Raw genomic sequence first — 7,817 nt, forward strand, 5'->3', positions numbered from 1 at the left:
TTACGTTAACCCCTCGGAGGAAGCGCGAATGTCTCGTCAGATCAAGCGGATCAACCCGAAGAACTCCGCCGCAAAACGCGTCGCGGTTGGCACTGTCGCCGGCGCCGTGCTCGTCGGTGGTGCGGGCACCGCGCTGGCCTCCCAGAAGCAAATCACCGTGGATGTCAACGGTGAGGAAACCAACGTCCGCACCTACGCCGCCGACGTCGCAGGCGTACTGCAGTCTGCAGGCGTTGACGTTGACCCGCAGGACCTCGTCTACCCAGCGCCGGGGGAGAAGATCTCACGCGGCGATACCGTCACCGTGCGCACCGCCAAGCCGGTCGCCGTCGTCGTCGACGGTGTTTCCCAGCAGATCACCTCGACCGCCAGCACCGTCGGCGAACTGCTCGAGGAAGCCGGCGTTACCTCCGCCGCGGGCGTGGACATCGACCGCGACGAGACGGTCACCGAAGGCCTCAACGTGGACGTGACCACCCCGAAGATCGTGGCACTTCGCGACGGCGGCAACCTCACCTACGTTTCCGCCGCAGCCAAAACCGTCGGCGACCTGCTGTCGGCGCGTGGCGTCACCTTCGATAGCGACGACCGTTTGAACCATGCGCTCGCCGATGCCATCGTGCCCGGCATGGAAATCGTCCTCGACCGCGTCAACACCATCGACCGCCCAGAGACCGTCGCGGTGGAAGAACCCGCCGAATACATTGACGACGACACCCTCGACGAAGGCACCGAAGAAGTCCGCGAAGAAGGCGTGCAGGGCGAAAAGCAGATCATCCACCGCACCGTGACCGTCAACGGTGTTGTCGAATCCGAAGGCGTCGCCGAGGAGAAGGAAACCAAGAAGGGCAAGCCCGCCGTCATCGCGCGTGGCACCAAGCCGACCGGCAACACCGGCGCGGCAGCCCCTGCCGTGGCTAACGGTTCCGTCTGGGACGCGATCGCAGCCTGCGAATCCGGCGGCAACTGGTCCATCAACACCGGCAACGGCTACCACGGTGGCCTGCAGTTCAACCCGGGCACCTGGGCAGCCTACGGCGGCACCGCCTTCGCGCCGACCGCCGACCTGGCAACCCGCGAACAGCAGATCGCCATCGCCGAGCGCACCCAAGCCGCCCAGGGCTGGGGCGCGTGGCCTGCCTGCACCGCCCGTCTGGGCCTGCGCTAAATGGCGGGCGCGCAGCTGCTCGGCCCGGCCGAGATCCGCGAACTCGCGGCAGAACTCGACGTCACGCCCACAAAGAAGCTGGGGCAGAACTTTCTGCACGACCCGAACACCGTGCGCATGATCGTCGGCGCCGCAGAGCTTTCGCCTGACGACGTCGTCGTGGAGGTCGGCCCAGGCCTGGGATCACTCACGCTCGGACTCGTCGATACGGTCTCGCGGGTCGTCGCGCTTGAAATCGACCCACGTCTCGCGGGACGGCTGCCGGCAACCGTTCAGGCGCGTGCGCCCGAGTACGCGGAGCGCCTCACCGTGATCAATACCGACGCGTTGAAGGTGCGCCGCGAAGACCTCAACGTCGCACCAACCGCGCTGGTGGCCAACCTGCCGTACAACGTCTCCGTGCCAGTGCTGTTGCACCTGCTGGAGGAGTTCCCCACGATCAGGCGCGTGCTGGTCATGGTGCAAAAGGAAGTCGCCGACCGCCTCGCCGCGGTGCCCGGCTCCAAGATCTACGGCGTGCCGAGTGTCAAAGCTGCGTTCTACGGGGACGTCTCGCGCGCCGGCACGATTGGCAAGCACGTCTTCTGGCCCGCGCCGAACATCGAATCGGGGCTCGTGCGCATTGACGTCAACGACGACAACCCGCGCGAACTCCGCGAGCGCGTCTTCCCGATCGTGGACGCCGCCTTCGCGCAACGTCGCAAGACGCTTCGCTCCACACTTGCGGGCATCTACGGCTCGCCCGCAAACGCCGAAGCGGCCCTTCGCGCAGCGGGAATCGACCCAGGCCTGCGTGGTGAAAAACTTACCGTGGCCGACTTTGTACAGTTAGGCCATGCGTAAGTACGTCGCCTCCGCACCAGGCAAGGTCAACCTCCACCTCGGAGTAGGGGAGGCCCGCGCCGACGGCTATCACGACCTGGTCAGCGTCTTCCACGCCGTGGACCGCCGCGAAGTGGTCACGATTATCGCCTCCGACACGCTCACCGAGGGCCCCATCGTGCGCTCCATGCAGACCACGTTTTACGTCGACGAGCCGGAAGAAAGCATCGACGGGCCAACCAACCTGGCGTGGCGTGCGGTCAACGCAGTGGCCGAGCGCGCCGGGATTGCCCTTCCGGAGGTCCACATCGAGGTGGCCAAGCACGTCTTCGTCGCTGGCGGGATGGCGGGCGGTTCCGCCGACGCTGCCGCTGCACTGGTCGCCGCGAACGCGCTCGTGGCTGATCACGGCGAGCCGCTTACGGCTGAGACGTTGCACGAGTTGGCAGCGTCGCTCGGCGCTGACGTGCCATTTTCGCTCATGGGCGGCACAGCACTCGGCACCGGCCGGGGAGATGAACTCGTCGAAATGCTGTCGCGCGGGCGCTTGAACTGGGTGTTCGTCAACCCCAAGGTGGGTATTTCCACCGGAGGAGCATTTTCGCTTCTCGACGACCTGCGTCACGGCAACCCAGCCCTCGTCCCACACCTCAACACCGCAGGCCTGTCCCAGGCGTTGACCTCGGGCGACGCGGCGCGGGTGGCAGAGGTGCTGCACAACGACCTCGACGCGGCAGCGCTGTCGATGCGCCCGCAACTCAAGCGGCTTATCGACGCTGCCAACGAAGCAGGCCTGCGCGCCATCGTGTCCGGCTCCGGGCCCACGGTCGCGGTGCTGTGCGAAAGCCTCGAGCACGCCCAATGGGTCGCCGAACACTTGGCGGAGCGATTCGAGGGCTACGAGATCTTCGTCGCCGAAGGGCCCGACCGCGGCGCGGTGCTCGAGACCGCCGATTAGGCAGGGTGCGTAGACTATGCACCCGATATGGCTAACCTGATCAACCTTGAAAACGTCTCCAAAACGTGGGGGCTGAAAACCCTGCTCGACGGTGTCTCCCTCGGCGTGCAAACCAACGACCGCATCGGCATCGTCGGCGTCAACGGTGGCGGCAAAACCACCCTGCTTGAAGTGCTCACCGGCATCGAGGAACCCGACGCGGGCCGCGTCTCCCACAACTCGGGCCTGCGCATGGCAGTGGTCACCCAGCGTTTCGACCTCGACGAAACCCTCACCGTCGGCCAAGCCGTCGTCGAACCGCTCGGACTGCAAACCTTCGAGTGGGCTTCTAACGCCAAGGTGCGCGAGGTCCTTCAAGGCACCGGCGTGGCCGAGCTCGGCCTGGACACCCCGGTAGGCAACCTCTCTGGTGGCGAGCGTCGCCGCGTGAACCTCGCCGCGGCACTCGTGCAGGACCTCGACCTGGTCGTGCTCGACGAGCCAACCAACCACCTCGACGTCGAAGGCGTGCAGTGGCTCGCTGACCATTTGTTGTCGCGCAAGGTGGCGGTGGTCGTCGTCACGCACGATCGCTGGTTCCTCGACACCGTGGCCACCCTGACCTGGGAAGTCCACGACGGCACCGTCGATGTCTACGAAGGCGGCTACAACGACTGGACCTTCGCGCGCGCCGAACGTGCCCGCCAAGCCGACGCCATCGAACAGCGCCGCCAAAACCTCGCGCGGAAGGAACTCGCGTGGCTGCGCCGCGGCGCACCTGCCCGTACCTCGAAGCCGCGCTACCGCATCGAAGCCGCAGAAGCCCTGATCAAAGACGTCCCGCCGCCGCGCGACACCGTCGAACTCATGGCGTTTTCCAAGCAACGCCAAGGCCGCGTCGTCATCGAACTCGAAGACGCACGCATCGACGCCCCCGACGGCCGCACACTCGTCGACCACCTCACCTGGCGCCTCGCACCCGGAGAGCGCATCGGCCTTGTCGGCGTGAACGGCTCCGGCAAAACCACCCTGCTGCGCACCCTTGCCGGCGAATACCCACTCGCCGCAGGTAAACGCATCGAAGGCCAAACCGCACGCATCGGCTGGCTGCGCCAAGAACTCGACGACCTCGACCCGGAACGCCGCGTCATCGACGCCGTCGAGGATGTCGCCACCTACATCTCCTTCGGCAAAGGCGAAATGTCCGCCTCCCAACTCGCCGAACGCCTCGGCTTCTCCCCGAAACGCCAACGCACCCCCGTGCGCGACCTCTCCGGCGGCGAACGCCGTCGCCTCCAACTCACACGCGTGCTCATGGCCGAGCCGAACATCTTGCTTCTCGACGAGCCCACCAACGATCTCGACATCGACACCCTCCAAGAGCTAGAAAACCTCCTCGACTCCTGGCCCGGCACGCTCGTGGTTATCTCCCACGACCGCTACCTCATCGAACGCATCGCGGACACCACCTACGCCCTGTTCGGCGACGGCACCTTAACCAACCTGCCCGGCGGCATCCAGCAGTACCTGGACCGCCGCGCCGCCGAAGCCACAGACGCAGGCCCGCTCGATTTGGGCGACCGGGGCGAGGGCGTCGTCGACAAGCAAGAAGGCTTGAGCTCGCAAGAACAACGCGAAATCCGCAAACAAATGAAGGCGCTCGAGCGCAAGATCGCCAAGGAAAGCGAGCGGGCAGAAGCACTCGAAGCCGAGATCACCGCACTGTCCGAGGCCGGCGACTTCGACGCCATCGGCGCCAAAACCAAAGAACTCAACGCCGCCAAAGACACCCGCGAGGAACTCGAAATGGAATGGCTCGAACTCGGCGAGCAGCTCGAAAGCTAACTCCGCGTAGGGTGGGGCGCATGATTCTGATCAACGTACGATTCAAGCCCCTGCCCGAACACGTCGAGAACTTCCGCGAACTGGTCAAAGACTTCACCGACGCCTCCCGCGCCGAAGAAGGCAACATCTTCTTCGACTGGTACCGCAACGAAGACAACCCCGACGAATACCTGCTCATCGAAGCATTCCACGACGACGCCGCCGAAGCCCACGTCAACTCCGACCACTTCAAGGCAGCACAAGAATTCTTCCCGACCATCTTGGCGGAAACCCCGACCATCATTAACACCCTCATCGAAGGCAAAACCGAATGGGACAAGATGGCGGAATTCAAAGTCGACTAGGGGTAACCCGGGTGTGACGATGTGTGACGAGGTGTCACCCAGGGCGCTTTTATGCCCTAATATCACCCACGTCACATTCCCGTCATTGAAAGGAGTGCCCCCGTGACCGCTCCAAACCCCAACACCGGCGGTTCAACCGCAGCCGAGGTTCCCACCAAGCCGCCAGCAGCGGCACGAGGCATCGGCCCCATGGTCGGCGCCATCTTCCTGATGGCCACCTCTGCCATCGGGCCGGGCTTCCTCACCCAAACCTCCGTATTCACCGTGCAGATGGGCGCGGCGTTCGCGTTCGCCATCCTGCTGTCCATCATCGTGGACATCGTCATCCAATTGAACGTCTGGCGCATCCTCGGCGTTTCCGGCCTGCGCGCCAGCGAACTTGCCAACGCGGTGCTGCCGGGCCTCGGCTGGTTTTTGGCCATCCTCGTCGGCATCGGCGGACTCGTCTTTAACATCGGCAACATTGCCGGCACCGGCCTCGGCGTCCAAGCGCTTACCGGCGACACCGTCGACCCGAAGATCGGTGGCGCCATCTCCGCCATCATCGCCATCTGCGTGTTCCTCTGGAAGCGCGCCGGCGCCGCCCTCGACGTCCTCGTCGGCATCCTCGGCGCACTGATGATCCTGCTCATGCTCTACGTCGCCATCTCCTCAAACCCGCCAGTAGCGGAGGCGATGCGCCAATCCGTCGCCCCGGACGCCGTGGACTTCAAGGTCATCACCACACTCATCGGCGGTTCCGTCGGCGGCTACATCGTGTTCGCCGGCGTGCACAGGATTATCGACGCCGGCCACACCGGCCCCGAAAACCTCGACTACATCTCCCGCTCCTCGGTCACCGGCATCATCGTCACCGGCATCATGCGCGTGCTGTTGTTCCTCGCGGTGCTGGGTGTCGTCGCAACGGGCGTTGCACTGTCCAAGGACAACACCGCCGCAGACGTCTTCTACCAAGCCGCAGGCGACATGGGACGCCGCATGTTCGGCCTCGTCCTGTGGGCCGCGGGCCTGTCCTCGGTCATCGGCGCGTCGTTCACCTCGATCTCGTTTTTGACCAAGCAGGGCTTCGACCCGAAGAAGCGCGGCTGGCTCACCGTCGGCTTCATCGTCATCTCCACGGTCATCTACCTGTTCGTTGGCTCTGCACCGCAGAAGCTCCTCATCTTCGCAGGCGCCTTCAACGGTCTGATCCTGCCGATCGGTTTCGCCGTCGTCCTCTACGTCGGTTTCTTCCGCAAGGACCTGCTGCGTGGCTACAAGCCGCCGATGTGGATGCTCATCGTCGGTGCGATCACGCTGGTTGGTTGCGCGTGGATGGGCTGGAGCTCGATCAGCACCCTGCCGAAGTTGTGGGCGTAGTCTGAAGGGCATGCACCCCGCCTCTATGACCCCAGCGCAAGCCCGCGCGTTGTTCCGCACCACCGAGGTGCCGACAACGGCGGGCTTTTCCGCTGGTTACGCCCAAGCCAACCTGATCGCGCTGGATAAGAAGTACGCGTTCGATTTCCTGCTGTTCGCGCAGCGCAACCCGAAGCCGTGCCCGATCCTGGGGGTGTTGGAGCCGGGGCAGGTGGCGTCGTCGCTACTCGCGGGTGGCGATATTCGCACCGACATTCCCGCCTACCGCGTGTTCAAGGACGGCTCGCTTATCGACGAACCCCTCAACGCCACCGAATACTGGACCGACAACACCGTCGCGTTTCTCATCGGCTGCTCATTCACCTTCGAGGCGGCGCTGCTGGACAACGGGGTTCCCGTCGCGCACATCGAGCAGGGGCGCAACGTGCCGATGTATATGACCAACATCGACTGCGAACCCGCCGGAGTGTTCTCCGGCAAGATGGTCGTCTCCATGCGGCCGATTCCGGCCTCGCAGGTGTCTGACGCCGTACGGATCACGTCGCGCTACCCAGCCGTGCATGGTGCGCCCGTGCACGTGGGGGATCCGGCCGCAATTGGTATCGCTGATCTCGGTTCGCCCGACTTCGGCTCCGCCGTGGACATTCCGGCCGGGACCGTGCCGGTGTTCTGGGCGTGTGGGGTCACGCCGCAGTCGATTGTGATGTCGTCGAAGCCCGATCTGGCAATCTGTCACGCGCCGGGCAAGATGCTCGTCACCGACGCCCGCGACCTCGCCTACCAGGTGCCTTAGGGGTTATCCACAGGGGCGTTTTTGTAAATTTCACAGGCTCGCAGAGGTGGGTTGCGGGTTTGGTCTAGCGTCTTGGGCATGAATTCGTTCGAGGTGTTAGTGCAGGCGATGTCGGCCGCAGCGTTAGAGACGCTGGCTGACTTCGACCTTGATGTTGCACTCGCCTCGGGCTTCGCTCCGGATCGTGCGCGTGCCTGGTCGCGGCTGCGGGATGTGTACTTCGGGCGCACCAAGTTCACCCGCAAGCAAAAGACAGCCAGTTCTTTAGCGCGGGGTTTCTCCCTCGACGAGCTGGTGTTGATCGAGCGTCGTATCGCACCGGTAAAGGTTGCTTCCCAGCGGTGGGCGCTGCGCCTGGCCTTACTTGAGGTCGAAGGTGGGTATCGGGCGATTGAGGCTGCAGCCCGTACGTTGGTGCCGGCGGATAAGACACCGGCGGTGGATGCGGCGAAGTTTGGTCCGTCGCGAAACGGCAAACGCACCCTGCATCTGACGTATGACGAGCGGGAGATCTCCGATATGGAGCACGCCGGGCGGTTAGGGATTGAT

At 64.5% G+C, this 7,817-nt stretch carries 7 protein-coding genes and 1 pseudogene; all 8 read left to right on the forward strand.

Annotated features, from left to right (window positions below; genetic code table 11):
* Nucleotides 1-28 precede the first annotated feature (28 nt).
* Entirely contained in the window at nt 29-1,168 is a 1,140-nt protein-coding gene (locus tag HMPREF2617_RS06910; protein WP_070840382.1) for a resuscitation-promoting factor, read from the forward strand.
* The gene (rsmA, locus tag HMPREF2617_RS06915; protein ID WP_070840383.1) at nt 1,169-2,011 is read left to right on the forward strand and encodes a 16S rRNA (adenine(1518)-N(6)/adenine(1519)-N(6))-dimethyltransferase RsmA; all 843 of its coding nucleotides are present in this window, start codon (nt 1,169-1,171) and stop codon (nt 2,009-2,011) included.
* Entirely contained in the window at nt 2,004-2,948 is a 945-nt protein-coding gene (locus HMPREF2617_RS06920) for a 4-(cytidine 5'-diphospho)-2-C-methyl-D-erythritol kinase (protein ID WP_070840384.1), read from the forward strand. The genes rsmA and HMPREF2617_RS06920 overlap by 8 nt, the downstream gene beginning before the upstream one ends.
* A gap of 27 nt (nt 2,949-2,975) precedes the next feature.
* Complete coding sequence (locus HMPREF2617_RS06925; protein WP_070840385.1) at nt 2,976-4,772, forward strand: ABC-F family ATP-binding cassette domain-containing protein; 1,797 nt, start codon at nt 2,976-2,978, stop codon at nt 4,770-4,772.
* Between the two features lie 20 nt (nt 4,773-4,792).
* The gene (locus tag HMPREF2617_RS06930) at nt 4,793-5,116 is read left to right on the forward strand and encodes a putative quinol monooxygenase (protein WP_070614884.1); all 324 of its coding nucleotides are present in this window, start codon (nt 4,793-4,795) and stop codon (nt 5,114-5,116) included.
* 189 nt (nt 5,117-5,305) lie between these two features.
* Entirely contained in the window at nt 5,306-6,475 is a 1,170-nt protein-coding gene (locus HMPREF2617_RS06935) for an NRAMP family divalent metal transporter (protein WP_083291999.1), read from the forward strand.
* Nucleotides 6,476-6,485: 10 nt separating this feature from the next.
* Nucleotides 6,486-7,268: a putative hydro-lyase gene (locus HMPREF2617_RS06940; protein WP_070840387.1), complete on the forward strand. Its 783-nt coding sequence runs from the start codon at nt 6,486-6,488 to the stop codon at nt 7,266-7,268.
* A gap of 78 nt (nt 7,269-7,346) precedes the next feature.
* Nucleotides 7,347-7,817 (forward strand): annotated as a pseudogene (locus HMPREF2617_RS06945) (HNH endonuclease); the annotation flags it as partial.

This window comes from Corynebacterium sp. HMSC070H05 (assembly GCF_001837615.1).
Taxonomy (GTDB): domain Bacteria; phylum Actinomycetota; class Actinomycetes; order Mycobacteriales; family Mycobacteriaceae; genus Corynebacterium; species Corynebacterium coyleae.